The sequence below is a fragment of the Sinorhizobium sp. M4_45 genome, assembly GCF_002885915.1.
GTDB lineage: Bacteria > Pseudomonadota > Alphaproteobacteria > Rhizobiales > Rhizobiaceae > Sinorhizobium > Sinorhizobium meliloti_A.
This window is the reverse complement of the sequence record NZ_NWVE01000004.1, coordinates 271,286-296,129: the sequence shown is the minus strand read 5'-3', so window position 1 is coordinate 296,129 and position 24,844 is coordinate 271,286. Positions and strand designations below refer to the sequence as shown.

At 64.2% G+C, this 24,844-nt stretch carries 24 protein-coding genes; 15 read left to right on the top strand and 9 right to left on the bottom strand.

Annotated features, from left to right (window positions below):
• Window positions 1–106 precede the first annotated feature (106 nt).
• The gene (gene dnaA / locus CN933_RS14495; protein ID WP_033047210.1) at window positions 107–1,549 is read right to left on the bottom strand and encodes a chromosomal replication initiator protein DnaA; all 1,443 of its coding nucleotides are present in this window, start codon (window positions 1,547–1,549) and stop codon (window positions 107–109) included.
• Between dnaA and CN933_RS32545 the strand changes: the two genes are divergently transcribed.
• The gene (locus CN933_RS32545; protein ID WP_234841208.1) at window positions 1,451–1,741 is read left to right on the top strand and encodes a hypothetical protein; all 291 of its coding nucleotides are present in this window, start codon (window positions 1,451–1,453) and stop codon (window positions 1,739–1,741) included. The two genes, dnaA and CN933_RS32545, sit on opposite strands and share 99 nt — an antisense overlap.
• An 812-nt stretch (window positions 1,742–2,553) precedes the next feature.
• Here the strand turns inward: CN933_RS32545 and rpsT are convergent.
• From rpsT to mutM, 3 genes are all read right to left on the bottom strand, one after another.
• The gene (gene rpsT, locus CN933_RS14485) at window positions 2,554–2,820 is read right to left on the bottom strand and encodes a 30S ribosomal protein S20 (protein WP_003527759.1); all 267 of its coding nucleotides are present in this window, start codon (window positions 2,818–2,820) and stop codon (window positions 2,554–2,556) included.
• A 191-nt stretch (window positions 2,821–3,011) separates the two neighbouring features.
• Window positions 3,012–3,785 (bottom strand): enoyl-CoA hydratase, encoded by a 774-nt coding sequence (locus CN933_RS14480; RefSeq protein ID WP_018093974.1) that lies wholly within the window; start codon window positions 3,783–3,785, stop codon window positions 3,012–3,014.
• A 56-nt stretch (window positions 3,786–3,841) separates the two neighbouring features.
• On the bottom strand, window positions 3,842–4,747 hold the full coding sequence (gene mutM / locus CN933_RS14475; RefSeq protein WP_018093973.1) for a bifunctional DNA-formamidopyrimidine glycosylase/DNA-(apurinic or apyrimidinic site) lyase: 906 nt from the start codon (window positions 4,745–4,747) through the stop codon (window positions 3,842–3,844).
• A 181-nt stretch (window positions 4,748–4,928) separates the two neighbouring features.
• Here mutM and ubiE point away from each other — a divergent pair, with 181 nt between their 5' ends.
• The 4 genes from ubiE (at window position 4,929) to CN933_RS14455 (ending at window position 8,861) form a co-directional block, all read left to right on the top strand.
• A complete protein-coding gene (gene ubiE, locus CN933_RS14470) occupies window positions 4,929–5,705 on the top strand; it encodes a bifunctional demethylmenaquinone methyltransferase/2-methoxy-6-polyprenyl-1,4-benzoquinol methylase UbiE (protein ID WP_026168512.1) in 777 nt (258 codons plus the stop codon).
• A gap of 4 nt (window positions 5,706–5,709) precedes the next feature.
• Window positions 5,710–7,284 carry a 2-polyprenylphenol 6-hydroxylase gene (gene ubiB / locus CN933_RS14465; RefSeq protein WP_018093971.1) on the top strand — a complete coding sequence of 525 codons (1,575 nt, stop codon included), beginning with the start codon at window positions 5,710–5,712 and terminating at the stop codon, window positions 7,282–7,284.
• Window positions 7,285–7,371: 87 nt separating this feature from the next.
• Window positions 7,372–8,151 carry an SDR family oxidoreductase gene (locus CN933_RS14460; RefSeq protein ID WP_018093970.1) on the top strand — a complete coding sequence of 260 codons (780 nt, stop codon included), beginning with the start codon at window positions 7,372–7,374 and terminating at the stop codon, window positions 8,149–8,151.
• A 104-nt stretch (window positions 8,152–8,255) separates the two neighbouring features.
• The gene (locus tag CN933_RS14455; RefSeq protein ID WP_026168511.1) at window positions 8,256–8,861 is read left to right on the top strand and encodes an ankyrin repeat domain-containing protein; all 606 of its coding nucleotides are present in this window, start codon (window positions 8,256–8,258) and stop codon (window positions 8,859–8,861) included.
• Between the two features lie 4 nt (window positions 8,862–8,865).
• Here the strand turns inward: CN933_RS14455 and CN933_RS14450 are convergent, their stop codons facing one another.
• Together CN933_RS14450 and CN933_RS14445 are read right to left on the bottom strand one after the other, a co-directional pair.
• Window positions 8,866–9,771, bottom strand: coding sequence for an NAD(P)/FAD-dependent oxidoreductase (locus CN933_RS14450; protein WP_018093968.1), 906 nt, complete (start codon window positions 9,769–9,771; stop codon window positions 8,866–8,868).
• Window positions 9,761–10,219, bottom strand: coding sequence for an Rrf2 family transcriptional regulator (locus tag CN933_RS14445; protein ID WP_018093967.1), 459 nt, complete (start codon window positions 10,217–10,219; stop codon window positions 9,761–9,763). Before CN933_RS14445 ends, CN933_RS14450 begins: the two co-directional genes overlap by 11 nt.
• A 141-nt stretch (window positions 10,220–10,360) precedes the next feature.
• Here CN933_RS14445 and coaBC point away from each other — a divergent pair, with 141 nt between their 5' ends.
• Window positions 10,361–11,566 (top strand): bifunctional phosphopantothenoylcysteine decarboxylase/phosphopantothenate--cysteine ligase CoaBC, encoded by a 1,206-nt coding sequence (gene coaBC, locus CN933_RS14440; protein WP_018093966.1) that lies wholly within the window; start codon window positions 10,361–10,363, stop codon window positions 11,564–11,566.
• Here the strand turns inward: coaBC and CN933_RS14435 are convergent.
• A complete protein-coding gene (locus tag CN933_RS14435; protein WP_018093965.1) occupies window positions 11,558–12,373 on the bottom strand; it encodes a class II glutamine amidotransferase in 816 nt (271 codons plus the stop codon). The two genes, coaBC and CN933_RS14435, sit on opposite strands and share 9 nt — an antisense overlap.
• A 251-nt stretch (window positions 12,374–12,624) precedes the next feature.
• Between CN933_RS14435 and CN933_RS14430 the strand changes: the two genes are divergently transcribed.
• From CN933_RS14430 to CN933_RS14400, 7 genes are all read left to right on the top strand, one after another.
• Window positions 12,625–13,755, top strand: a complete 1,131-nt coding sequence (locus CN933_RS14430; protein ID WP_018093964.1) for a Gfo/Idh/MocA family protein — start codon at window positions 12,625–12,627, stop codon at window positions 13,753–13,755.
• Between the two features lie 277 nt (window positions 13,756–14,032).
• Window positions 14,033–14,887, top strand: a complete 855-nt coding sequence (locus tag CN933_RS14425; protein ID WP_018093963.1) for a MurR/RpiR family transcriptional regulator — start codon at window positions 14,033–14,035, stop codon at window positions 14,885–14,887.
• Window positions 14,888–15,006: 119 nt separating this feature from the next.
• A complete protein-coding gene (locus CN933_RS14420) occupies window positions 15,007–16,959 on the top strand; it encodes a bifunctional 5-dehydro-2-deoxygluconokinase/5-dehydro-2-deoxyphosphogluconate aldolase (protein ID WP_018093962.1) in 1,953 nt (650 codons plus the stop codon).
• A gap of 49 nt (window positions 16,960–17,008) precedes the next feature.
• Window positions 17,009–18,862: a 3D-(3,5/4)-trihydroxycyclohexane-1,2-dione acylhydrolase (decyclizing) gene (gene iolD, locus CN933_RS14415; protein WP_018093961.1), complete on the top strand. Its 1,854-nt coding sequence runs from the start codon at window positions 17,009–17,011 to the stop codon at window positions 18,860–18,862.
• A 194-nt stretch (window positions 18,863–19,056) separates the two neighbouring features.
• Entirely contained in the window at window positions 19,057–19,956 is a 900-nt protein-coding gene (gene iolE / locus CN933_RS14410) for a myo-inosose-2 dehydratase (protein WP_018093960.1), read from the top strand.
• A 120-nt stretch (window positions 19,957–20,076) separates the two neighbouring features.
• Window positions 20,077–20,877 (top strand): 5-deoxy-glucuronate isomerase, encoded by an 801-nt coding sequence (gene iolB / locus CN933_RS14405; RefSeq protein ID WP_018093959.1) that lies wholly within the window; start codon window positions 20,077–20,079, stop codon window positions 20,875–20,877.
• 76 nt (window positions 20,878–20,953) lie between these two features.
• Window positions 20,954–21,358, top strand: coding sequence for a GFA family protein (locus CN933_RS14400; RefSeq protein WP_018093958.1), 405 nt, complete (start codon window positions 20,954–20,956; stop codon window positions 21,356–21,358).
• Between the two features lie 4 nt (window positions 21,359–21,362).
• Here the strand turns inward: CN933_RS14400 and CN933_RS14395 are convergent, their stop codons facing one another.
• Both CN933_RS14395 and CN933_RS14390 read right to left on the bottom strand, forming a co-directional pair.
• Window positions 21,363–22,346, bottom strand: a complete 984-nt coding sequence (locus CN933_RS14395) for an NAD-dependent epimerase/dehydratase family protein (protein ID WP_018093957.1) — start codon at window positions 22,344–22,346, stop codon at window positions 21,363–21,365.
• Between the two features lie 71 nt (window positions 22,347–22,417).
• On the bottom strand, window positions 22,418–22,942 hold the full coding sequence (locus CN933_RS14390) for a helix-turn-helix transcriptional regulator (protein ID WP_018093956.1): 525 nt from the start codon (window positions 22,940–22,942) through the stop codon (window positions 22,418–22,420).
• 113 nt (window positions 22,943–23,055) lie between these two features.
• Here CN933_RS14390 and CN933_RS14385 point away from each other — a divergent pair, with 113 nt between their 5' ends.
• Together CN933_RS14385 and CN933_RS14380 are read left to right on the top strand one after the other, a co-directional pair.
• Window positions 23,056–23,865 (top strand): AraC family transcriptional regulator, encoded by an 810-nt coding sequence (locus tag CN933_RS14385; protein WP_018093955.1) that lies wholly within the window; start codon window positions 23,056–23,058, stop codon window positions 23,863–23,865.
• Window positions 23,866–23,949: 84 nt separating this feature from the next.
• Window positions 23,950–24,840 carry a DMT family transporter gene (locus CN933_RS14380; RefSeq protein ID WP_018093954.1) on the top strand — a complete coding sequence of 297 codons (891 nt, stop codon included), beginning with the start codon at window positions 23,950–23,952 and terminating at the stop codon, window positions 24,838–24,840.
• Window positions 24,841–24,844 lie beyond the last annotated feature (4 nt).

Genomic DNA, 24,844 nt, shown 5'->3' with positions numbered 1-24,844 from the left:
TCTGAAGACGAATGGCGGTATTGATAGCCGACAAGCGAGGCGAAAAAAACGCTCAACAAAAAAGCCCGGCGGACCGGGCTTTTCGTAACTTCGAGCTTACCTGCTACTATTCGTTGATCAGTCGCTTCAAAAGCTCGATCTCGTGGCTGAGCTTGGTGTCGGCAGAAATCAGCTCCTCGATCTTGCGCACCGCATGGAGCACGGTCGTGTGGTCGCGCCCGCCGAAGCGGCGGCCGATTTCGGGGAAGGAGCGTGGGGTCAGTGTCTTCGACAGATACATGGCGATCTGGCGCGGCTTGACGATGACGCGGGTGCGGCGGTTCGAGACCAGCTCCTGACGCGAGACGTTGTAGTGCTTGGCCACTACGCGCTGGATATCTTCGATGCGGACGCGGCGCGGTTCCCCGGCATTGACGAGATGGCCGAGCAGTTCGTCGACCCGCTCGATCGAAAGCTGCGGCTCGAAGGAGCGACGGAAGAGAAGCTGATTGAAGGCGCCCTCGAGTTCGCGGCCGCTGGCTGTCACGTTGCGGGCGACGTGGCTCAGGATCTCGGGCGGAATCTCGAGCGAGGCATCGTCCTGGCGCGCCGCTTCGAGACGACGCTTCAGCATTTCCAGGCGCATCTCGTAGTCCGGCCCTTCCATCTCGATCGCCACGCCGCCCTGCAGGCGCGAGCGAACGCGGCTGTCGAGCGATTCCAGCTCCCAGGGTGCACGGTCGGCGGCGACGACCACCTGTTTGGCGGAGTCGAGCAGCATGTTCAACAGATGGCAGAACTCGTGCTGGATCGACTTGCCCTGCAGGAACTGCATGTCGTCGATAATGAGAAGGTCGATGTTGCGAAGCGATTCCTTCAGCGACAGCGCGTCGTTGTCGCGGATCGCCGTTGCGAAACGCCACATGAAATATTCGGCCGTGAGATAGACGACGCGCGGCGCGCGCGCACTCTGGAGGGCCGCGAGAGCGATCGCCTGCAGGAGATGCGTCTTGCCGAGACCAACGCTCGAATGGATGAAGAGCGGATTGAAGCGCACGGCGCCGGCGCCGGCCTCGGCAATCGTACGCGCTGCCGCGAGCGCGACCCGGTTCGACGAGCCCTCTACGAAACTATCGAAACCGTAGCGCTGATCGAGAGGCGAGCCGAAAAGCGGCGCCTGGACGGGTCTCGCCGGAGCTGCCGCAACCGTGGCGGCGGCAATTGCCACGGAGGGGGCCGCCGAACGGCGGGAAGGAGAGACGGGCGCCGCTTCGGCAACCGCGGCAACGCTCTCCTCAGGAGCCGTCGGGCGATGACCGCGGGTCGCAGTGCGCACGAGGATCTCCACCTTCAGTATTTCGCCGTCCTCCTGCTGGACGAGCGTGGTGATCAGATCGAGATAGCGATTATTGATCCAGGACTTCAGAAAAGTCGTAGGGACCGAGAGGCGCACGACGCTTTTCGACACTGAATGGAGCTTGAGGCGTCCAAACCAACTTGCGAAGACATCCGGTCCGACCTGAGCTTTCAAGCGCGCACTTACCCGCTCAAACAGTGCGTCATGCCGCATGTCGTGTTTTTCCCCCGCCGCCTGAGACTGATTGCTTCCGGCCTGAAAACCTTCAGGTGCCGTCGCCAAATTCATCCGCATCTTGCCGCCTTCCAATTTCATTATTCCGACGCCGTCATTGCTGGCGGCCTCATCTTTATGTCCGCCCGCCACGGCCGCTCAAAGCCATGCCGCGTCAGCCGGACGCTCTGATACGCACCGAACCCGGGCTCCTCATATCCCGTCACGGCGCGCTGCGCTCATTCGCTCGCCTTCGCCTCAAGCAAATGTCCCCCCGCACTTCGCCTTACCGATTCTGCACGGCCATTTTCAAGCCGGCCAGAACCGTTTTTCCTCGTTGTCGGCTGACCGCACCCTCGTACGTAGCGGACAGCCCGAGCCTCCTTCTTCCTATCCCATGCCTTCACAAGGCCAAGCCCCGGCCGGCAACCATAAGACGAAACGTCCTCGCTCCGGTGCGAAGGCTCGCCCGGTTTTATCGTCTCGACTTGTTTGATTGATCGACGTGGAATTACCCCCGCCACAGGCGACGGAAAGCTCAAAGCCACCCCGATTGGAATGACCCTTAAACTTCCTCGTACAGATGTGATCTGTGTCCCCTGTGGAAGGCATTTAGGCAGGATCGCCCGGCAAGATCAATGGCGTTTTTTACCCGCTCGTAAGCGTCGACAGTTGACTCTCGTGCCGGGTTTTGCATCCCGCTTCCGAGTCCGGCGAGAATCCCTGTTGAATCAAGGGTTTTGTTTTTTGCGTTCTTGCTTAGCTGGCGAAAAAGAAAAAAAATAAAAAATGGCTTGACTCACTTCGGACTCAATCCGCCCGCCTCGCGAGACCACATTTTTGCCGCAACCTCTCATAAGCCACTGAAAAACCTACGTCTTTTTTGTCACGGGATTGACACGAGCGTGACAAGGTCAATCGCGTGCACCGTTGACGACAGCACGAATCGGAAAAGCCCGGCGGTCACGCCGGGCACTTCATCAACAGCTTTTTTCTTAGCCGGGTTAGGCCGAAAGGCTCTTCACGCGCTGCGCCAGGCGCGAAACCTTGCGCGATGCCGTGTTGGAATGCATCACGCCTTTCGTGGCGGCGCGCATCAGTTCCGGCTGTGCCGCCTTCAGGGCGGCGGCTGCGAGTGCCTGATCGCCGGAAGCGATCGCTTCCTCGACCTTGCGGACGAAGCTGCGGATGCGCGAACGACGGGCCTTGTTCACTGCGGTACGGCGTGCGATCTTGCGGGTCGCCTTTTTCGCCGAAGTTGTATTGGCCATTGATGCCTCTCTTCGAAAACTGACATGGACTCCGCCTCGCCGTGCCGGGTCACTGCGACCTGTCATACAAGCAATTCGGGAGTATTATCGGAAAGCCTCGAACGAGGGCGTTCCAAACTGAGGGCGGCGTATAAAGGGAAACCGCCCGCACGTCAACGCGCAATTTGAGAAAACAGAGTCCTGCCCGTGGCTCACCTGTGTTTGAATTCGGCTTTGCGCTTGGCGACGAAGGCGGCCATGCCCTCTTTCTGGTCCTCCGTTGCGAAAAGCGACTGGAAGAGCCGCCGCTCGAAGCGCAGGCCCTCGGCGAGCGTCAGTTCCAGAGAGCGGTTGACTGCCTCCTTGGCCATCGTCGCCGCCGGCAGCGAGAATGACGCGATCTTCTTCGCGGCGTCGAGCGCCTCCTCCAGGAGCCTGTCCGGAGCCACCACGCGCGAAACGAGCCCGGAGCGCTCGGCCTCCGCCGCGTCCATCATGCGGCCGGTGAGAATGAGGTCCATGGCCTTCGCCTTGCCGACTGCGCGGGTCAGGCGCTGCGATCCGCCCATGCCGGGAATGACGCCGAGGGTAATCTCCGGCTGGCCGAACTTCGCCGTTTCGGAGGCGATGATGAAGTCGCACATCATGGCGAGCTCGCAGCCGCCGCCGAGCGCGAAACCGGATACGGCGGCGATCATCGGTTTGCGGGCGTTCGCGACATGCTCCCAGCCGCCAAGGAAATCGGCGAGGTAACCGTCGACGAAATCGAGCCCCTGCATCTCCTTGATGTCGGCGCCGGCGGCAAAGGCCTTCTCGGAGCCGGCAAGGACGATGGCGCCGACGTCCCTGTCGGCGTCGAAGACCTTCAGCGCGGCATCGAGCTCGCGCATCAGCACCGCATTCAGCGCATTGAGCGCCTGCGGCCGGTTGAGCGTGATCAGGCCCACGCGGCCCTGCGTTTCGACCAGCAACGTCTCGTAACTCATTCCCGTCTCCTTCACGCGTTGTCGCAAGATTGAAGAGCGGAATGTGCCATGCCGCCCTATTTCTGGCAGTGCGGGCAATAAAAGGTCGAACGTCCCGCCTGTACTATGCGGGCGACCGTACCCTGGCACCCGGGCGTGCGGCAAGCCTCGCCTTCCCTGTCATAGACGGAGAAGCTGTGCTGGAAATAGCCGAGACTGCCGTCCGCCTGAATGTGATCCTTGAGCGAGGAGCCGCCGGCGGCGATCGCATCGGCAATCACGGCGCGGATCCTTTCCGTCAGTGCAATCAGCGCCTGTTTCGGGCGGCCCCGCTTGTCGACAAGCGTGCCTGCCGCCCTTTTCGGCGAGAGGCCCGAGCGCCACAACGCCTCGCAGACATAGATATTTCCGAGGCCCGCGATCGTCCTCTGGTCAAGAAGAGCGGCTTTCAGCGGCTGGACCTTGCCGGCGAAACGGGCGGCGAGATAGGCGGCGTCGAGGGCATTGCCGGTCGGCTCCTCGCCGAGGCCGCGGAGATAGACGTGGTCGGCGAGCGCCGAGCGCCGAGCCAGATCCATGAAACCGAAGCGACGCGGATCGTTATAGATCACCCGAGCCGGACCGGAGCCGCCATCGAGATGGAAGACGACATGATCGTGCTTCTCGTCCTTGCCGCGCGGGTGGTGGAAGGCGCCGGGCGTGGCCGGATTCGCGCCAGCCTCTATCGGGCCCTTCTCGATCCGGAACGAGCCGGACATGCCGAGATGGGCGATGATGACGTCGCCGCCCTCGAGCTCGATCATCAGATATTTGGCGCGCCGCGAGAGGGCGATGATGCGGCGGCCCGCGACCGCGTTGGCGAAATTCTCGGGGAACGGAAAGCGCAGATCCGGCCGGCGCAACTCCGCCCGCACCAGAAGCGCACCCTCCATGGTCGGCGCCAGTCCGCGCCTGACCGTTTCCACCTCGGGCAATTCCGGCATCGGCCGTGTTCCTTCATCCTTTATTCATCGCACCCGCCCACGTGAGCGGCACGCCATTCCCATGACGCCGTCGATAGCCTATATCCCGCTGCATGCGGCAGCCGGTCGCCTCTCGCTCAGATAGCGTGCACGGAGCGATTTCGCTATGGTGCCGGCAAAATTCGTTGAAGTGGAGTTTCGTATGGCGGATGAGCGCGTATCGGCGAGGGGCGGGATGGAGACCTCATTCGGTTTCCGCGAAGTCGGCACGGGCGAGAAGCAACCGCTCGTCAACGACGTCTTCCACAAGGTCGCCAAACGCTACGACATCATGAACGACGTGATGTCGGCCGGGCTGCACCGCGTCTGGAAGGATGCGATGATCGCGGCGCTCAACCCGCCGAGCCGCGAGGGCTATCGGGTTCTCGATGTCGCCGGCGGCACCGGTGACATCGCCTTCCGCATCGTCGAGCGCTCCGGGCGCAAGGCCCATGCGACCGTCCTCGACATCAACGGCTCGATGCTCTCGGTGGGCGCCGAGCGCGCCCGCAAGAAGGGGATCGACGCCAATCTCGACTTCGTAGAGGCCAACGCCGAAGACCTGCCCTTCGCGGCGAATTCATTCGACGCCTACACGATCGCCTTCGGCATCCGCAACGTGCCGCGCATCGAGGTCGCGCTCAAGGAGGCCTACCGCGTGCTCAAGCGCGGCGGCCGGCTCCTCGTGCTCGAATTCTCCGAAGTGGAGATGCCGCTGCTCGACCGCTTCTACGACGCCTGGTCCTTCAATTCGATTCCGAAATTCGGCAAGCTCATCACCGGCGACGATGCGCCCTACCAATATCTGGTGGAATCGATCCGCAAGTTTCCGAACCAGCGTGATTTCGCCGCCATGATCCGTGATGCCGGCTTCGCCCGCGTCTCCTTCACCAATTATACCGGCGGCATCGCAGCGCTGCATTCCGGCTGGAAAATCTGAGCGCATGAGCACTCCCGGAGCATATTTCCGTCTCATACGGATCGGCTGGGTCCTTGCGCGCGAGAATGCGTTTGCCGCGGTCCCCTCCGAACACCTGCCCCCGCTCGCACGATTCGTGCAGAAGCTCGCCGGCCTGCTCGCCAGCCGCGAAGCCCGGTTCGGTGCGCGCAGCGGCCGCCTCGCCCGGGCGGTGGAACGGCTCGGCCCTTCCTATGTCAAGATCGGCCAGTTTCTCGCGACCCGCCCGGACGTGGTCGGCGCCGAACTTGCCGCCGACCTCTCGCTGCTCCAGGACCGCATGGCGACTTTTCCCGAGAGCGCGTCCAGGACCGCGATAGAGGCGTCTCTCGGGCGCCCCGTGGGCGAGCTCTTCGTCGAATTCTCCGAGCCGATCGCAGCCGCATCGATCGCCCAGGTTCATCCCGCCGTGGTCATGCGCGACGGCAGACGCGAAAGGGTGGCCGTCAAGGTCATCCGCCCGGGCGTGCGCCAACGCTTTGTGGCCGACATCGAGGCCATGTATCTGGTATCGCGCATGCAGGAGCGATTCCTGCCCTATACGCGCCGCCTGAGGCCGGTCGAGGTGACGAAGACGCTGGAGCAGACGACCAAGGTCGAAATGGATCTGAGACTCGAGGCCGCGGCGCTTTCCGAACTTGGCGAGAACACCAGGGAGGATTCCGGCTTTCGCGTGCCCAGGGTCGATTGGGAGCGCACCGGCCGCGACGTCGTGACGATGGAATGGATCGACGGCGTCAAGATGTCGGACATCGAAGGGCTGAAACGGGCCGGTCATGACCTGAACCACCTGGCCGAAACGCTGATCCAGTCCTTTCTGCGCCATACGCTCCGGGACGGCTTTTTCCACGCGGACATGCACCAGGGCAACCTCTTCGTCGACGATGCGGGCCATATCGTCGCCGTCGACATGGGGATCGTCGGCCGCCTCGGCCGGAAGGAACGGCGCTTCCTGGCCGAGATCCTCTACGGCTTCATCATGCGCGATTATCAACGCGTCGCGGATGTGCATTTCGAGGCCGGTTACGTTCCCTCGCACCACGACGCCGCAAGCTTCGCCCAGGCGATCCGCGCCATCGGCGAGCCGATCCACGGCCAGCCGGCCGAGACGATCTCGATGGCGAAGCTGCTGACGCTGCTGTTCGAGGTCACCGAACTTTTCGATATGCAGACCCGCCCCGAACTGGTGATGCTGCAGAAGACGATGGTCGTCGTCGAGGGCGTCGCCCGAACGCTCAATCCGCGCTTCAACATGTGGAAGGCGTCCGAACCGGTGGTCGGCAAGTGGATAAGGGACAATCTCGGGCCGAAACGCATCGTCGCCGACCTGCGCGACGGCGTTCATGCGGCGCTGCGGGTTGCCGAAGCGCTGCCGGAGATCGCAGCCCGGACCGAGCGGTTCTCGGCGGAAATCATGGCAATCAGCGAGAACGGCCTGCGCTTCGATCCGGAGACCGCGGAAGCGATCGGCAGAGCCGAGGCGCGCCATACGCGCTCCGGCCGTATCGCGCTATGGCTTATCGCGGCGACGCTCGTCTACATCGCCTGGCAGCTTGCGTGAACGGAGCGGCGGGCCTCCCTGCCAGCCGGCCGGGCAGAAGTGCCAGGCAGCCAGGCGTTGCCACCGATCAAAGCAGGAGGAAGGAATATGGATCTCGGCATTAGCGGCAAAAAGGCGCTCGTTCTCGGTGGCAGCAAGGGGCTCGGGCGCGGTATCGCCGAAGCGCTTGCCGGGGAAGGCGTTGCGGTCGCGCTGACCGGCCGGAACGGAGAAACCGCAGCGAAGGCCGCAGCTGAAATCGGCCCGAATGCTGCCGGCTTTTCGCTGGACCTGGCAAAGCCTGAAGTCGTCGACCCCTTCCTCGACCGGCTCGCCGCTACATTCGGACAGATCGATATTCTCGTGCTGAACGGTGGCGGTCCGCCGCCGACGAATGCTGCCGACATCGATCCCGGCTTCTGGCGGGCCCAGTTCGAAGCGATGGTGCTTTCCGGCATGCGCATTTCGCGCCGCCTGCTGCCGTCGATGCGGGAGCACCGCTTCGGCCGCATCGTTGCCGTCGCCTCCACCAGCATCCGCGAGCCGATCCCCGGCCTGACGGCGTCCAATGCGTTGCGCAGCGCGCTTGCCGGCTGGATGAAGACGCTCGCCAGCGAGGTGGCAGCCGACGGGGTGACCGTCAACATGCTCCTGCCCGGCCGGCTTGCGACGGACCGGACCCTGAGCTTCGATCGCAAGGATGCGGAGGCCGAGGGCGTCAGCGTCGAAACCGTTGCAGTGCGCAGCCAGTCGGAAATTCCGCTCGGGCGCTATGGGACGCCGGCCGAGTTCGGTGCCGCCGCAGCCTTTCTCGCAAGCCGGCAGGCCGCCTACATCACCGGGATTGCGCTGCCCGTCGACGGCGGGCTCAGCCGTTCGATGCTCTGACCATGTTCATCCCGCTTCAGAGATCGGCTGCACGAGGCCTGCTGCGCTACGCCGTCATCGCTCTCGTCACTCTTTTCAGTCTAACAGGGGTCGCGAAGGCCGCCATGCTGGATAAAGAACTCCTCACGGCCGCCCGGCTGGGCAATGCCGCCGAAATCAGCGCTCTCGTAGAGCGCGGCGCACACGTGGATGCGCGCGACGAAACAGGCGCGACGGCCCTGCTCATCGCCACGCATGAGAACAATATCGAGGCCGCAAGGGCTCTCATCGCGGCCGGTGCCGACGTCAATGCCAAGGACCGCATCGAGGACAGCCCTTATCTCTATGCCGGCGCGCGCGGCCATCTCGAAATATTGAAGATGACGCTCGCGCATGGCGCCGATCTCAAAAGCACCAACCGCTACGGCGGCACCGCCCTCATTCCAGCCGCCGAGCGCGGCCATGTCGAAACCGTGAAGACACTGATCGATGCCGGGGTTGCCGTCGACCATGTAAACCGCCTCGGCTGGACGGCGCTCCTCGAGGCGATCATCCTCGGCAACGGAGGCGACAGCCATACGGACATCGTCAGGCTGCTGATCGAGGCCGGTGCGGATGTCGATCTGGCGGACGGCGAAGGCGTTACGCCCCTCGCCCATGCTAAAAGGCGAGGGTTCCGGCGGATCGAGCGCCTCCTCCTCGCCGCCGGCGCTCATCAAACGGCGGAATGAAGGCTCAATGTACGTCGAAAATCAGTGACTTATGCGCGGCCACGGCTGCCGTGACGCCATCGCCGACCGCATGCGAGACCGAGCCCGCGCCCCGCGCGGCATCGCCACAGGCATAGATGCGCTCGACGCTCGTCTCCTTTGCCTCGTTCGTCCGGATATAGGGTCCGAGCGGCCCGTCCTCGAATTCGCAGCCGAGCGCTGCAGGCAGATCGCTCGCCATGCGGGTACGCGACGCGACGAACAGGCCTTCGAGAGAAACGGTCCGGCCGCCATCGAGAACCACGCTCGCCTTCGCTCCGTCGACGGCGACGACCCTCTCCCTTTCGATCTCCACACCGCGCGCTTCCAGCATGGCGGCCTGAGCGGCATCGGGCTCGAACGCTCCATTGGCGAAAAGGGTGGTCGGCCCCCAGTCCGGCAGCATCATGGCCTGGTGAAAACTGGACTCACCGGTTGCGAGAACGCCGATGCGGCCCTGCCCGAGCTCATAACCATGGCAATAGGGGCAATGAAAGACGGCGCGGCCCCAGCGTTCCTGAAGCCCCGGTATCGACGGCAGCTCATCGACGACGCCCGTTGCCAGGATCAGCCGCCGCGCCGCGATCTTTTCGCCCTGCACCGAGACGACCAGATTGGCGCCGTCGCGGCGCGCCGTATCGGCCGTTCCTTCGACGAAACGCACATTGGGATAGGCCATCAACTGTTCCCGGCCGTGCGCCGCGATCGTCGCAGGCGCCTCGCCGTCCCGGCTGAGGAACCCATGCGACGATTCGGCAAAGCGGTTCCTGCGCGCGCCCGCATCGACGACGACCACGGAGCGTCTGGCTCTGGCCAATTGCAATGCCGCCGACAGCCCTGCATAGCTTCCACCCACGATCGCCACGTCTACCGGCATCACATCAACCGCCATGGTTCTGCTCCTTCATCTGCTGGCGACGGATCGCCATTCGTCGCTGGAAATCGTTTGAAAGATCTGCGAGGCTTATTCGTTCCAATCGCTGCATGAGAAGCGCCTCGGCATCCCGGAGCGCTCCGTCCATCGCGGCATTGACCGCCTGCTCCACAACACAGCCGGGAGCCTCGGTTCGGTTGCCGATCGCAAACACGGCCGGTTCACCGAGCGCGGCATGCACGTCCGCAAGGCTGATGGTTGCGAGATCGCGCACGAGCGACCAGCCTCCGCCATGCCCCTTTTCGGAGCGGACGAGACCCGCTTCCCGCAAACCCGCCATGGTGCGTCGGACCACGACGGGATTGGTGGAGAGGCAGGCTGCCAACTCCTCCGAGGTGATGGTTTCACGCTCCGCCATGTGGAGGAGCGCATGCAAAGTAATGGAAAGTCGGCTATCGCGCTTCATGTAACTCAAACTGTTACGTGAAACGCGGAAAGTCAAGCGTCAAATTCGGCCTGCACTCGAAATCAGGCGCGCAATTGCGTGCGGCAAGTCGGTCGAGTAGGGTCGCCGGAAACGAACGGGAGCGGCTGGAGCCGAAGCGGAATGACACTGTCGGGCAAGCGCATTCTTCTCATCATCGCCGGCGGCATCGCGGCTTATAAGAGCCTCGACCTGATCCGCCGCCTGCGCGAGCGCGGTGCCGACGTGCGCCCGGTGATGACGGCGGCGGCGCAGCGTTTCATCACGCCGCTGACCGTCGGCGCGCTTTCGGCCTCTCACGTTTTCACGGAGCTTTTCTCGCGCGAGGACGAGCAGGATGTCGGTCACATCCGGCTGGCGCGGCATTGCGATCTCGTGGTCGTGGCCCCGGCAACGGCCGACCTGATGGCAAAGATGGCGAACGGTCACGCCGACGACCTCGCCTCGACGGTGCTCCTGGCGACCGACCGGCCGGTGCTGCTCGCGCCCGCGATGAACCCGAGGATGTGGTCGCACCCGGCCACGCACCGCAACCGAGCGACGCTCGCCGGCGACGGCGTCCGCTTCGTCGGACCCGCCACCGGCGAAATGGCCGAGAGCGGCGAGGCGGGGGAAGGCCGCATGGCCGAAGCTCTGGAGATCGTCGCGGCGGTCGAGGAATTTTTCAACGAAGCAGGCCCGCTCGCCGGTCGCAAGGCCATCGTCACATCCGGACCGACGCACGAGCCGATCGATCCGGTGCGCTATATCGCCAACCGCTCGTCCGGCAAGCAGGGCCACGCGATCGCCGCCGCACTGGCGCGGCTCGGCGCAGAGGTCACGCTCGTTTCCGGGCCGGTGACGCTCGCGGACCCCGCCGGCGTCCGCGTCGTCCGGGTCGAGCGCGCCGAGGAGATGCGCGATGCGGTGCTGGCCGCGCTGCCGGCCGACGTGGCCGTCATGGTGGCAGCCGTTGCCGACTGGCGCGTCGCATTGGCCGCCGGCAACAAGATCAAGAAGCGGCCGGGCGAGGCCCCTCCTCCGCTGCAGCTTGCAGAGAATCCCGATATCCTGAAGACCGTCGGCCACCACGCATCGCGGCCGAAGCTCGTGATCGGCTTTGCCGCCGAGACCGAGAACGTCGCCGAGAACGGTCGCGCCAAGCTCCAGAAGAAGGGGGCCGATTACATTCTGGCCAACGACGTTTCGCCCGCAACCGGCATCATGGGCGGCGACCGCAATCGCGTTAAGCTGATCGGCCGTGACGGTACCGAGGAATGGCCGGAAATGGGCAAGGACGATGTCGCGGCGAAGCTCGCAGCGCTGATCGCGGCGAAGCTTTCACCCTGAGGACAGGCCGCAGGTGGGCGCTATGGCCACGTCGGCCGTCCCGAAAAGGCGAACGTCGACGCCGTTTTCACCGACGATGATCGCGGATCCGTCCGGAACCTCCACCCAGGCGCTGTCATCGTCATTGAGCGGCTCGGAGACGAGGCAATAGCCGCCGCTCGACCCCATCGGGCCTGCATAGAGCGTGGGAGCTTTCCAATCCGTGGCATAGCGGACCGCATAAAGATCGCGGCCGTCGGAGAAGGCCGCCGTGAAGCGCACGAGTGCCGGGCGTCCCAGGCGTTCGGCAAGCCGCTCGACGAAGGCGAGCGCCTCGGCAACGGCACCGAGGGGATCACGGTCGAGACCGAACTGCAGGGCAAGCAGGAAGAGCAGCTCCGAATCCGTCGTGCCGCTGCGCGCCGAATAGAGCTCGTTGTCGAGCATGGTCTCCATCGGCCGCCGCAAATGCTCGAAATCGCCGATCTGTCCATTATGCATGAAGGACCAGCGGCCGAAGACGAAGGGATGGCAATTGTCGCGGCGCGTGCCGCCGCCGGTGGCCGCGCGAACATGGGCGAGGAACAGCGGCGAGCGAATCTGCCTCGCAATGCTCTTGAGATTGCAATCCGACCAGGCGGGCAGGATGTCCCGGTAGCGGCCCGGCTCAGGACGGTCGCCGTACCACGCTATTCCGAAGCCGTCGCCATTGGTCGCCGTTTTCGCCCTGACGGCGCAATGGGATTGCTCGATCAGGGAATGCTTGGGCGACGTCACGAGTTCTTCGAGATAAAGCGGCTCTCCGCGATAGGCTGCCCAACGGCACATGCTCGATCACTCCGATTTCGCCCCGCCATATGAAAGCGATTCGTCCACCACCGTCACCAGTGATGTTTCAACGCAACATGGTAAAAATGCGTTAACACATTCTGCCCCAAGCATAGCGGACCGGGCGGACACGCCCTGTTCCATCAGGCACGCGGGACCGGATTTTCGAACAAATATTCCATATTGACAATTCGCGCGCATTTCATTTCATTTCGCCGAGCACAGACAGGGCTTGGCCCGGGAGAAACGAGATGAGCGGCAAGCGCAGGCTGGGCATTGGCCTGATCGGGACGGGCTTCATGGGCAAGGCGCATGCCCTTGGGTTCACGATTGCGGCACGAGTCTTCGGCCTGCCCTTCGAGCTCGATCTCGTATCCGTCGCGGACGTGACGCAGGAGGGAGCGGAGGCGGCCCGCGGGCAACTCGGCTTCCGCAAGGCGACGGCCGACTGGCGCGAACTTCTGACCGATCCCGAGATCGACATCATCGACATCACCACGCCGAACCTCCTGCACAAGGAAATGGCGCTCGCTGCGATTGCCCACGGCAAGCACGTCTATTGCGAAAAGCCGCTGGCGCCGACGGTCGCCGACTGCGCCGAAATGGTCGCCGCCGCGCAAAAGGCCGGCGTCGTCACTCAGGTCGGCTTCAACTATCTCAAGAACCCGCTCATTTTTCTCGCCAGGGACATCATCGAAAGCGGCGAGATCGGCGAAATACGGTCGTTTCGCGGCATTCATGCAGAAGATTTCATGGCTGATGAGAGCGTTCCGTGGGGTTGGCGGCTGGACCCGCGCAGCGGCGGCGGTGCGCTCGCCGACATCGGCAGCCACATGATCGCCTGCATGCGCCATCTCGTCGGGCCGATCCGGTCCGTACTGGCAGAGACCGTCATCCACGTTCCGCAGCGCCCTGTCACGCGCGGCGCCACAGAGACCCGGACGGTCGAGGTCGACGACGTCACGAGGGCCTTCGTCCGTTTCGAGAGCGGCGCGAGCGGAAGCTTCGAAGCGAGCTGGATCGCGACCGGCCGCAAGATGCAGCACGATTTCGAGATTTACGGCTCCAAGGGAAGCATCGTCTTCACCCAGGAGCGGCTGAACGAGATCAGGGTCTACTCCGCCGGCGGCGACATCAGGAGCCGCGGCTTCCGGACGATCTGGGCGGGACCGGAGCATCCGCCCTACGGAGCCTTCTGCGTGGCACCGGGCCACCAGATCGGCTTCAACGAGCTGAAGGCGATCGAGGCCAACGAGTTCCTGGAAGCGATCGCCAAGGGCGGTAAGACCTCGACCGATTTCCGCGAGGGCTACGAAGTCCAGAAGGTCCTTTCCGCAACCTATCACTCCGCAAGGACGAACGATTGGGTGGAGATTGGCTGATCTCGGCGTCCGACTCGCCGTTGTCCTTGCCCCTCACCCTAACCCTCTCCCCGCGCGCGGAGAGAGGGGACGTGCCCGATGGTTGGCCGGCGGTCATGTCGGCGAAGGTAGCGCCGCGAGTTTCCTTCGCCCCGCCTGTGGGAGGCAAGCCTGAGGCGATGCGGGCATGCATACTTCCCGCTGGATAAGGAACCAAAATGGAACGTCCATTCTATCGCTGCAATGGATAGTCGATTAAACTGAGGCAAACGACGAGAGCGAGCCGGAGGCCCGAACGATGCCCACGCCTGAAACGATTGCCGATGTCCCGCAGGATTTCGAAACGCTGAAGGCGGTTATCCTCGAGCGCAAGGCGCAGCTGCCGAAACGGCTGAAACAGGTGGCGGCCTACTCGCTCGACAATCCGGACGAGATCGCCTTCGGGACGGCGGCGAGTATTGCGACTTCGGCCGACGTCCAGCCCTCGACTCTCGTGCGCTTCGCCCAGCACTTCGGCTTCGAAGGCTTTTCGAGCCTGCAGCAGATTTTTCGCGCACGCCTGCGGGAGCGCACGCCCGGCTACGAGGAACGACTGAAGGCGCTGCGCCAGAACGATCACAGCAAGCTCGAAAGCGGATCGATCTTCAACGGCTTCGTTGCGGCCGCCCATCGCTCGCTCGACAACATCGCCACCTCGGTCGATCCCGAGGCATTCGAGCGCGCCGTCGGCATTCTCGCCAAGGCGAACACGATCTATCTCATCGCCAAGCGGCGCTCCTATCCGATCTCCAGCTACATGGCCTATGCGTTCGGCAAGCTGAAGGTGAAATATCAGCATGTCGGAACGGCCGCCGGGATCGACGAGGACATGTTGGCCATGGCGACGAAGGAGGATGCCGCCTTTGCCGTCAGCTTCTCGCCCTACGCGTCGGAAAGCGCCAGCCAGGCGCGCTTGCTCGCCAACCGCAAGGTACCCGTTGTCTCGCTGACCGACTCCGCCTTCTCGCCGCTCGCCGAATCCTCCAGGGTCTGGTTCGAACTGGTCGAGGCCGATCATGCCGGCTTCCGTTCGCTCTCCGCCAGCATGGCCTTCGCCATGGCGCTGACCGTCGCAATCGCCGAGAAACGGCGCCGCCTCGCCGAGGGCGAGTGAGGCAATATAGAACGGAAATTCCATATTGACGAAACAACGGAATTTATGTTTCATATGCTCGTCACCCATGGCATAGACATAGTTGTCGGCGCCGGTCCGGCGTCCGCAGGGAGGAAGCAGTGAGCCAGATTTCGTCGGCCCAAGTTCCATCAGGTGCGGGTGCCAAGCCCCTCGACCTCATCACGATCGGCAGAGCTTCGGTCGACCTCTACGGACAGCAGATCGGCACGCGGCTCGAAGACGTGGCGAGCTTCGCCAAATCCGTCGGCGGCTGCCCCTGCAACATTTCCGTGGGCACAGCGCGCCTCGGCCTGAAATCGGCGCTCCTGACGCGCGTCGGCGACGAACAGATGGGCCGCTTCATCCGTGAGCAGCTTCAGCGCGAAGGCGTGGAGACGCGCGGCATCGTCACCGACCCGGAGCGGCTGACCGCACTTGCGATCCTCTCCGTCGAGAACGACAAATCCTTCCCGCTCCTTTTCTATCGCGACAATTGCGCCGACAACGCGCTTTGCGAGGACGATATTTCGGAAGATTTCATCGGTTCCGCGCGCGCGGTCCTCGTCACCGGCACGCATTTTGCCAAACCGAATGCGGACGCCGCCCAGCGCAAGGCGATGAGGATCGCCAAGGAAAGCGGCGCCAGGATCGTCTTCGACATCGATTACCGCCCTAATCTATGGGGTCTTGCGGGTCACGATGCGGGCGAGAGCCGCTACATCGCCTCGGACCGCGTTTCGGCGCATCTGAAGACCGTGCTCGGCGATTGCGACCTGATTGTCGGCACCGAGGAAGAGGTGCTGATCGCATCGGGCGAAAGCGACCTCCTCGCGGCACTCAAGACCATCCGCTCCCTCTCCGAAGCCACGATCGTGCTCAAACGTGGACCGATGGGCTGCATCGTCTATGATGGACCGATCTCGGACGATCTCGAAGACGGTATCGTCGGCAAGGGTTTTCCAATCGAAGTCTATAACGTTCTCGGCGCCGGCGACGCTTTCATGTCAGGCTTTCTGCGCGGCTGGCTCACCGGCGAGCCGCACGCGACGTCCGCTACCTGGGCCAATGCCTGCGGCGCCTTCGCGGTCTCGCGCCTGCTCTGCGCGCCGGAAATCCCGACCTGGACCGAACTGCGATATTTCCTCGAGCACGGCAGCAAGGAGAAGGCGCTGCGCAAGGACGAGGCGATCAACCACGTGCACTGGGCGACGACGCGCCGGCGCGACATCCCGCTCCTGATGGCGCTCGCCGTCGACCATCGCAGTCAGCTCGAGGACATTGCCGAGGGAAATCCGGAACTGCTCTCGCGCATCCCGGCCTTCAAGGTGCTTGCCGTCAGGGCTGCGGCAGAGGTGGCTCAAGGCCGCTCCGGCTTCGGCATGCTGATCGACGACAAATACGGCCGCGATGCGCTCTATGCCGCCGGCGCCCATCGCGACTTCTGGATCGGCAAGCCGATCGAGCTTCCAGGATCACGGCCGCTTACCTTCGAATTCAGCCAGGACCTCGGCAGCCGCCTCGTCGACTGGCCGGTCGACCACTGCATCAAGGTGCTTTCCTTCTACCATCCCGACGATCCGGCCGAACTCAAGGCCGCTCAGGTCGCAAAGTTGCGTTCGGCCTTCGAGGCGGCGCGCAAGGTCGGGCGCGAGATCCTGATCGAGATCATCGCCGGCAAGCACGGGACACTCGACGACCGGACCATTCCGCGGGCGCTGGAGGAGCTCTATGATGCCGGCTTGAAGCCGGACTGGTGGAAGCTCGAGCCGCAAGCGAGCCGCGCCGCCTGGGCTGCGATCGACGCCGTGATCGAGGCGCGCGATCCGCTTTGCCGGGGCGTGGTGCTCCTCGGCCTGGAAGCACCCTATGAGGTGTTGAAAGGCGGTTTCGCCGCCGCCAGAATGTCGAAGACGGTCAAGGGATTTGCCGTCGGCCGGACGATCTTCGCCGACGCCGCCAAGGCCTGGCTCTCCGGCAGGATGACCGACGAGCAGGCAGTCTCCGACATGGCGGCGAAGTTCAAGGCGCTCGTCGATCTCTGGCTGCAATTGGGTGAGACCAAGGCGGCGTAGCGGCCAAATAAAAAGGCGGCGCGAGGATGCGGCCGCGAGGAGGAAACAAATGAGCCAGAAAACCGTGCGTCTGACCATGGCACAGGCCGTGGCGCGGTTCCTGACCCGGCAGATGACGATCATCGACGGCGAGCGGGTGCCGATCTTCGGCGGCGTCTTCGCCATCTTCGGCCATGGCAATGTCGCCGGCGTCGGCGAAGCGCTTTACGGCGTTCGCGAAACGCTCCCGACCTACCGCGCCCAGAACGAACAGGGCATGGCGAATGCGGCGATCGCCTTCGCCAAGGCGAGCTTCCGCCGCCGCTTCATGGCCTGCACCACCTCGATCGGCCCGGGCGCGCTCAACATGGTGACCTCGGCCGCGCTGGCGCATGTCAATCGACTGCCGGTTCTCCTCCTTCCCGGCGACGTCTTCGCCAACCGCAGGCCCGATCCGGTGCTGCAGCAGGTGGAGAGTTTCGGGGACGGCACGATCTCGGCGAATGACTGCTTCAAGCCCGTCTCGCGGTATTTCGATCGCATCACCCGGCCCGAGCAGATCATCCCGGCGCTCCGCCGCGCCATGCAGGTCCTGACCGATCCTGCCGAATGCGGGCCGGTGACGCTATCGCTCTGCCAGGACGTGCAGGCGGAAGCCTACGACTATCCGGAATCCTTCTTCGACGAGAAGGTCTGGGTTCCGCGCCGCATCGAGCCTGATCTCGACGAGCTGGCATCGGCAATCGAGGCGCTCAGATCCGCGAAGAAGCCGATCATCATCGCCGGTGGCGGCGTGCTCTACTCGGAAGCGAGCGCCGAACTCGCTGCGTTCGCCGAGAAACACGGCATTCCGGTCATGGAGACCCAGGCCGGCAAGTCCGCTCTGCCGCATTCGCATCCGCTGAACATGGGTTCCATCGGCGTCACCGGCACGTCCGCCTCCAACGCATTGGCGGAAGAGGCCGATGTCGTGCTCGCCGTCGGCTCACGGCTGCAGGATTTCACCACCGGTTCCTGGGCGCTCTTCAAAAACGAGGCGCTGAAGATCATCGGCCTCAACGTCCAGGCGTTCGACGCCGGCAAGCACCAGGGACAGCCGCTGATTGCCGACGCGCGGGCCGGCCTCAACCGCATTTCCGGCGGTCTCGGCAGCCACAAGGCCGATACAGCCTGGACCGAGAGGGCAAAAGCGGGCAAGGCCGAGTGGCTTGCTGAAGCCGAGAGAGCGACCGCCACCACCAATGCCGCGCTTCCCTCCGACGCTCAGGTCATCGGCGCCGTCCAGCGCGCCCGCGGCGGCAGGCAAACGACGCTCGTCTGCGCCGCCGGGGGGCTTCCGGGCGAGCTGCACAAGCTGTGGCAGGCGGAGGAGCCGGGCGGCTATCACATGGAATACGGCTTTTCGACCATGGGCTACGAAGTCGCCGGCGGTCTGGGCGTAAAGCTTGCCAAGCCCGATAGCGACGTGATCGTCATGGTGGGCGACGGCAGCTACATGATGCTGAACTCGGAGATCGCCTCCTCCGTCATGCTCGGCGCCAAATTCACCGTCGTGCTGCTCGACAATGCCGGCTATGGTTGCATCAACCGGCTGCAGATGGGAACGGGCGGTGCCAACTTCAACAATCTGTTGAAGGACACCCATCATGTGGAGCTGCCTCGGATCGACTTCGCCGCGCACGCCGCCGCCATGGGCGCCGTGACCCGCAAGGTCGGCTCGATCCCCGAGCTCGAAACTGCGCTCGCGGAGACCGCCGACGAGGCGCGCACGACCGTCATCGTCATCGATACCGATCCGCTGATCACAACGGAGGCCGGCGGGCACTGGTGGGACGTCGCGGTACCGGAGGTTTCGGACCGAGACCAGGTGAAGGCCGCCCGCGAAGGCTACGAGAAGGCCCTCCAGGCCCAGCGGTTTGGTTGACACTGGCGTCCGGCCGGCGGCCCCTAACCCTCTCCCCGCAGGGCGGGGACAGCGCGGCTTGTCCCTTACTCCCCGCACGCGGGGAGAAGATGCCGCAGGCGGATGAGGGGCCACACTGCGGCATCCTCGGCGCACCAAAAACGAAACTACGAACCGACTGCCCCGAACAGACCACGCAGCAGAAAGCAAAACACATGATCCGTTACGGAACCAACCCGATCGCCTGGAGCAATGACGACGACCATTCGATCGGCGCGCATCTGACGCTCGAGGACTGCCTCTCCGATTGCAAGAAGATCGGCTTCGACGGCATCGAGAAGGGCCACAAGATGCCGTCCGACCCCGAAGCGCTGAAGCAGAAGCTCTCAAGTTACGATCTCGTCTTCGTCTCGGGCTGGCACTCGACCAACCTCCTCACCCATGATGTCGAAGCGGAGAAGAAGGCTATCCAGCCGCATCTCGACCTTCTGAAGCATAATGGCTGCAGGGTGGCGATCGTCTGCGAAACCTCGAACGCCATTCACGGCGACGATTCCAAGTCGCTCGTGAAGGACAAGCCGGTTCTGCCGGCGGACAAGTGGGAGAAATTCGGCGCCGACCTCGAGGCGATCGCCCAATATTGCGCCGGCCAGGGCATCGATCTGGTCTACCACCACCACATGGGCACAATCGTCCAGACCGGCGAGGAGATCGACCTCCTGATGCGGAACACCGGCCCGGCGACCAAACTGCTGCTCGACACCGGCCATGCCTGGTTCGGTGGTTCCGATCCGGCGGACGTGGCGCGGAGATATATGGACCGCGTCCGCCACATTCATTGCAAGAACGTCCGCCCGGCGGTCCGCGCGGTGGTCGAAAGCGAAGGCCTGTCCTTCCTCGAGGGTGTGCGACGCGGCGTCTTTACCGTTCCGGGCGATGCGGAAGGGGGCGTCGATTTCCTGCCGGTTCTGAAGATCGCCGCCCAGCACGGCTATGATGGCTGGCTGGTCATCGAAGCCGAGCAGGACTCGGCCGTGCGCAATCCGTTCGAGTACCAATCGCTCGGGCTGAAGTCGCTGAAGGCCTTTGCGAAGGAAGCGGGGCTCGACGCGTAGACGCCCCTCACCCGGCTGCCGCCACCTTCTCCCCGCAAGCCGGGAGAAGGGAGATGCCACCCCTTCCAGAGGGCTATGGAGAGGGGCAGACCTACAGACGCGAGATCAGGAGACCGCCGAATGTCCAAACTGCTCATCAAACCGAAAGCGCAATCCGGCCTGATGCAGGAGATCACGCCGGAAAGTGCCGGCTGGACCTATGTCGGTTTCGCCCTCCATCGGCTGCGGCCCAACGAGACGACCGGCGGCGAAGCGGGCGAGAAGGAACTCTGCCTGGTACTCGTCAGCGGAAAAGCCAGGGTTTCGGTCGATGGCGAGGACTTCGGCGAGCTCGGCGAGCGCATGACGCCTTTCGAGGGCCAGCCCTATGCGGTCTATGTGCCGAGGGGCAGCAGCTGGCAGGCCGAAGCGACCACGGATCTCGACCTCGCCGTCTGCTCCGCGCCGGGCGGGGAAGGCTTCGAGGCGAAAATCATCCGCCCCGGCACGCACCCGCAGATGACGCGCGGCCGGGGCACCAATACCCGCTACGTCACCAATATCATGCCGGAAGACGACGAATCGGCGCAGTCGCTGCTGGTCGTCGAGGTGATCACGCCGGGCGGCCACACCTCCTCCTACCCGCCGCACAAACACGACCAGGACAACCTGCCGGCCGAAAGCTATCTCGAGGAGACCTATTACCACCGCCTCAACCCGCCGCAGGGTTTTGCAATGCAACGCGTCTATACCGACGACCGTTCGCTGGACGAGGCCATGGCGGTGGAGGATGGGGACGTGACGCTGGTACCGAGGGGCTACCATCCGGTGGCTGCGGTCCACGGCTACGATTCCTATTATCTCAACGTCATGGCGGGGCCGAAGCGGATCTGGAAGTTCCACAATGCGAGGGAACACGAGTGGCTGTTCACCGGCGTCTGACCGGCGGACGTCGCACTGGACGAATGGAGTCTTCGCCCTATCGTATCTTGCCGAAGCAAGCGACGAGGAGCGTTTCATGCATATCGACGGACAGTGCCATTGCGGCTTCGTTACCTACGAGGCGGAGATCGATCCGGAGCACGTAACGATCTGCCATTGTAACGATTGCCAACGGCTGACCGGCACCGCCTACCGCGTCAGCACCAGCACGCCGCGATCATCGTTCCGGCTGACGGGCGGCGAGCCGAAGCTTTACGTCAAGACCGGCGAAAACGGACGCAAGCGGCTGCAATTCTTCTGCCCCGATTGCGGCTCGCCGGTCTACACGACGGGCACCGACGAGGACGCAGAGGAGATCGGCATCCGCGTCGGCACCATAAATCAGCGGCGCGAACTTGCACCCCGCAAGCAGATCTGGTGTTCCTCCGCCCTGCCCTGGTCCGGCGAGATCGGCAAGCTGCCGGGGCTGCCACGGGATTGACGGTTCAGGCGACCGGATAGGGGCCATCCGCAAAGACCGTGTCGTGGTAGCCCTTGGACCCGATCTCGATTGCGAGCGGGCTGCGGAAATCCTCGCCGCGGCGCAGGCATTTCAACACATGGCCAAAATCGTATTTCGGCCGCCAGCCGAGACAAGCCGTCGTGCGGGCACTCACATAGACCCGATCGATCGTCGGAAAGAGCCGCCACCCCCGTTGCGCATAAAGCGCCTCGCATTCGGGAAAGCGGCTGAAGACGACGGATGGGGCATCCTCCCGCAGAGACGCGAGATCGTCGCGCGTGAACGGCGTCGGGGCCGAGACGATGAAACGGCCAAAGCCGATCTCCATCGCCCGGTCGAGGGCCGATAGATGGGCGCTCACGACATCCTCGATATCCGCGCGCCGGTAGAGCAATTCATTCGCCTGCGCATTGGCCGTTTCAAAGCGGCCGCGGATTTCCGCATCGTCATCGGGCTCGGGAAAGAAGCGCGAGGTCCGGAGAATGACGGCGGGCAGACCGTGCCGCCGCGCGAAAAGCTCGCAGAATCCCTCCGCCGCAACTTTGCTCACACCATAGATGTTGCGCGGGATCGGCTGGACGTCCTCCGTGATCCAGGCTGCCGGCTCGCCGGGCGCCGGCGTCAGGGCCGAACCGAAGGCGCTCGTGGTGCTGGTGAAGACAAAGGCGCCGACGCCCGCCCCGGCTGCCTCTTCCAGCAGATTGACCGTGCCCGCGACATTGGTATCGACGAACTCGCGATAACCGTGCGTCGCCACATGCGGCTTGTGCAGGGTCGCGGAATGGATGACTGCGCGCACGTCCTTCATTGCGTGACGGACGAAGCGGCGGTCGGCGATCGACCCGACGGCATCGGTGAATGGCGAGCTCTTGATGTCGATGCCGCGAACGTCGCGGCCGGCCGCGCGCAGTACCCTTATCAATGCCTCACCCAGATGGCCGGCGCTTCCCGTCACCAGTGTCGTCATGCGTCGCTCCTTGTTGCCTTGAGGCTAGGCGCAGCGCGGCGAAGCCGGCAAGGCATAAATTATGCGTTCGCTCACGAGATCGCGGTGACCAGCCGGCCCATCGCGCCGTCGGCGAGTGGTATGCGCTCCCAAAGCACGCGACCGGCAGAGATGGGAACGTCGTCGCGGCCGTTGGGCCCGGTCTCGACGGTCAGGAAAGCCAAACGGCCATCGTGCCAGCCGAGCTCCGCGAGATCGCGTTCCGCCTTCCGGATCTCCTGCGAGGCATAACGGAACATCGGCTCGCCGACCATTTCCCGCCGCCACTCCGCCCGCCGCCGGGGCGAAGCAGCCAGCAGCCGGTGCGAGTGGTCGCAGATCAGGTGAACCCTCGCGCTCGAGCTTTCGACCAGCCGCTTGAGAGCCGCATCGGCGGCTGAGGGCACCCTGGCGAATAGGCGCTCCAGCGCCTGCTGCTGATTTTCGGAAGGTGTCAGGACGCCCGCTTCCCAGCGCGATATCGTCGCCTGCGTCACCCGCATGAGCTCCGCCACATGGCTCTGTTTCATGCCGTTCAGGAGCCGCAGCCGCTTCAGCGTCCGTGCCGTGTAGAGCATCTCGGTTTCCTCCTGATCCGGCGAAGCTATCGGGCCACCTGCGCTAGGCGGCAGGGAATGGAAGCGCTATACCACCATAAGGGCTCAACGAGGAACGGGACAGCGGACGGTACATGGCGAAAGGGAATTTCAGAATGCTGCCGCGCCGCATCGCCGGCGTCGACGTGGTGGAAGCGACGACGAATCACAGTTTCGCGCGCCATACGCACGAGCAGTTCGGCATCGGCCTGATCCATGCGGGTGCGCAAACGTCGCTGAGCGGCCGCGGAACCGTCGAGGCGGAAGCGGGCGACGTGATCACCGTCAATCCCGGTGAGGTCCACGACGGAGCCCCGATCGGCGACGCGGGCCGGTCCTGGCGGATGCTCTATCTCGATCCGCCGCTGGTCGCCTCGCTCGTCGATGACGTCACCGATGGGAAGAGGTCGGATTGCGAATTCTCGGACCCGGTGATCAGAAGTACCGGGCTGGCAGCCCGCTTCGGCGCGATCTTTGCGGCTGCCGCGGCCGCCGACGGCACCGAGACGATGCTTCGCTGGGATGAACTGGCCGTCACCCTGTTCGCGGAGGCGATGCAGCTTGCCTCGCCGGATGCGCCGGCAGGCGTGCCGAAGTCGGTCGCCTCGGCCGTGAGCCTTATCGAGGACGATCCGCTGGCATCGCTTACGCTCGCGGACCTCGCCCGCGAGAGCGGCCTGAGCCGCTTCCAGCTCGTGCGCGGTTTCTCCAAGGCGACGGGACTGACGCCCCATGCCTATCTCCTCCAACGCCGGATAGACGTCGTCCGGCGGCTGATCGCCGGGGGCACGCCGCTCGCGGAAGCGGCAGCTGCGGGCGGCTTCGTGGACCAGAGCCACATGACACGCGTGTTCGTGCGCAAATACGGCTTCTCCCCCGGTGTCTACGCGCAAGCGGTGAACTGATTTCGCCGCCTTGCAATTTCGTACAAGACCGCGCGCTGCCGATCGGTCTTTCTGCCCCCATCATCAATCGGGAACGGTGGCAGAATGTCGAAGCAGGTTCAGGGATATGTCTTTTTGTCGCTCGCCATGGTGCTCGTCGGCAGCACCGTGATCGCGAGCAAGATCATCGCCGCCGGCCTGCCGCCGTTCACGGCAACGGCGCTGCGTTTTGCCATCGCCTTCCCTCTTTTCCTGGGCCTGATGCGCGCGACCGGGGCGTCCTGGCCCAAGCTGCCGAAGAGCGATTGGCTCATCCTCCTGTTTCAGGCAGGCGCCGGCAGCGTCGGCTACACGACTCTGCTCATTTCCGGCCTGAAGCTCACCTCTGCGGCCGATGCCGGCGTCATCATCGGGACGCTCCCCGTCGTCTCCGCCGCAATCGCCATCATGGTTCTCGGCGAGCGTCCGCATCGCTCCGTGTTCGCGGCCGTTTGCCTGGCGGCGGCCGGCGTTCTCGCGATCGTCTTCCGGCCGGATGCAAACGCCGCGCATTCGCTCGCCGGCAGCGCGCTGATCTTCGGCGCGGTCATCTGCGAAGGCCTGTTCATCCTGCTCAACAAGCGCGTCAGCGTCGCGATTCCGCCGCTTGGCCTGTCGGCGCTGATGACGGGCTTCGGTGGTGCCATTGCGCTCCCGTTCGCGCTTGCAGAGCTTCCTTCGATGGGTGCGACAGGCGCGCCGGCGCTCGCGGCGGTCGCCTATTACGCGCTCGTGCCGACGGTCGGGGGCTTCGTGCTCTGGTATGCGGGACTTCAGAAGGTGAGCGGCACCGAGGCCTCGGTCTTCACCGCCTTGGCACCGGTTTCCGCGCTGCTCCTCGCCGCTGCCGTTCTCGGCGAGACGATCACCGCCAATCAGATGATCGGCATGGCGTGCGTGCTGATCGCCGTGCTGAGCCTCGGTCTTCGCAGGGCCAGTCCGGAGCGGGCCGGATAGGGGA